Raw genomic sequence first — 1,778 nt, 5'->3', positions numbered from 1 at the left:
CCCTTGACCGGGTCCCCGGTCGCGTCGGCCGCGTCCGACGACCGGCCGTCTCCGCCGTCTCCGCCGTCGCCCCCGGCCCCGGCCCCGGCACCGGCCCTGGCTCCGGCCTCGCTGTCGTCCGGCGCCGTGTCGCGTAGACCGTCCGCCGCCTCGGAGGCGTCCGCCTCGGGCACGTCCGGCCCCGGCACATCCCGCCCCGGCGCGGCCGGCGCGGCCGCCGGGAGCAGGGCGGTCCGCTCGGCGGCGGCCTCGGGGATCGCGGTCGTCTCCGCCGAGGCGCCCGGCTCGGCGGAGGCCCCGACGGCGGGCTCGGCGTCGGCCGACGCCACCCAGGCGGCCACCGCCGACCGCAGCCGTGCGTCGTTCTCGATCGAGCCCGTTTCTGTCCCCGGCGTACGCCCGCGCCCGGCAAGGGGCTCAGAACGCGCCTCAGCGCCCGTCTGAGCGCCGCTTTCGGCCGACCGCTCCCCGGGGAGCCGGAAGACCGCCGTGGGCTGGTCCGCACCCGGTGACGCCGTCCGGCCGAGCATCGCGAGCCGCGGGTCGTGTTCGCCCGGAGTCGTCTCCCCCGACGACTTCCGCTGCTCCGATTTGTCGGGGGACTCGCCCGCCACCGTGCCTCCTCGTGAATCGCGCGCCGCTGCCGTACGTGCGCACTCCGGGGTGCCGGATACCGACAGCCCGTGTTGTCCGAACCATCTACCAGTGTCCTGTCTGAGAACGCGGCCCCTGCGCCTAGACGAGAACGACATACCTAACGGTTCCCATACAAAGCACCCAGGCGCTCTCGACAGACCAATGTGAGAGGGGTCACCCTGTCATTCATCCACGCGGGGAGGCATGGATGGGCAGGAGCCGCAGATCACTTCCGGAAGAGCTTCTGCTGCTCGCTCTGGACCCGGCCACGGGTACCACAGCGCAGCCGCAGTCGCTCGACCTCGGCCTGGCCGGAGCCCAGCTAGTAGAGCTGGCTCTGGCAGGACGGATAGCCCCAGACGGGGATCGTATCGCCGTGGTGATGCCACGGCCGACAGGAGATCCGACATTGGACTCCGCACTGGAGCTGTTGCGCAGACGCGGCAGTCCGGTTCGCGCGGTTCACTGGATCGGCGGGCCCCGCCTGGGGCTGCGCCAGATCTACCTCGCTCATCTGGAGCGTTGCGGCATGGTGCATGCCGTCGCGGGCCAGATGTGCGGAGTACTGCCGACGACTCGCTACCAGGCGACGGAGACGGCGATCAGCCGGGATATCAGGGCCCGGCTGGACAGTGCGATCCGCACCGGCGTTCCGCCGGACCCGCGGACCGCGGCGCTTGCCGCGCTGGCCCATGCGGTCGGACTCGGCAAGCACCTCTACCCCGGCAATGAGGGGCGTTCCTCGCGATCCCGTCTGCGGGATCTCATCAGGCACGACCCTATGGGCGGACTCGTGGCGCACGCCGTGATGGACGTCCAGAACGGTGTGGCCGCGCAGCCGCGCCGTAATCCCTCCGCAGCGAGCGGCAGCCGTCAGGCCGCCGTCTCGATGCAACCGCGGCGCGGAGGAATGGCCCGCGTCGCCGCGCACTGAAACACCGGCAGCACCCGCACCACTCGCAACAATCGCGACACCGCGCAAAAGCAGGACCAGCAGGACCGTTTTACCGCAGTCCGCAGTACCGCAAGGACCGAGTACACCGGGTCAGCAGCACCGACAGCACAACACCCTCCGCACCTGAGTGCCTACGACCCGGTTCGGGAGCCGCACCTGAGCGCGCGAGGCAGCCCCAGCGCTGCCT

The 1,778-nt window shown here is 71.7% G+C and carries 1 protein-coding gene and 1 pseudogene; one reads left to right on the top strand and one right to left on the bottom strand.

The genetic code is table 11. From position 1 onward, the window contains the following. A pseudogene (locus ACWF94_RS39905) lies at positions 1-614 on the bottom strand (hypothetical protein); the annotation flags it as partial. 230 nt (positions 615-844) lie between these two features. Here ACWF94_RS39905 and ACWF94_RS39900 point away from each other — a divergent pair. Beyond that, the gene (locus tag ACWF94_RS39900) at positions 845-1,570 is read left to right on the top strand and encodes a GOLPH3/VPS74 family protein (RefSeq protein WP_453500102.1); all 726 of its coding nucleotides are present in this window, start codon (positions 845-847) and stop codon (positions 1,568-1,570) included. The last annotated feature ends 208 nt before the right edge of the window (positions 1,571-1,778 follow it).

The organism is Streptomyces sp. NPDC055078 (assembly GCF_053607985.1).
The sequence above is the reverse complement of the archived record's forward strand: the minus strand, read 5'-3'. Positions and strand labels throughout refer to the sequence as shown.

Bases quoted from the DNA above. Each gene is read 5' to 3' on its own strand.
- ACWF94_RS39900 (WP_453500102.1), top strand. From the start codon at position 845: ATGGGCAGGAGCCGCAGATCACTTCCGGAAGAGCTTCTGCTGCTCGCT.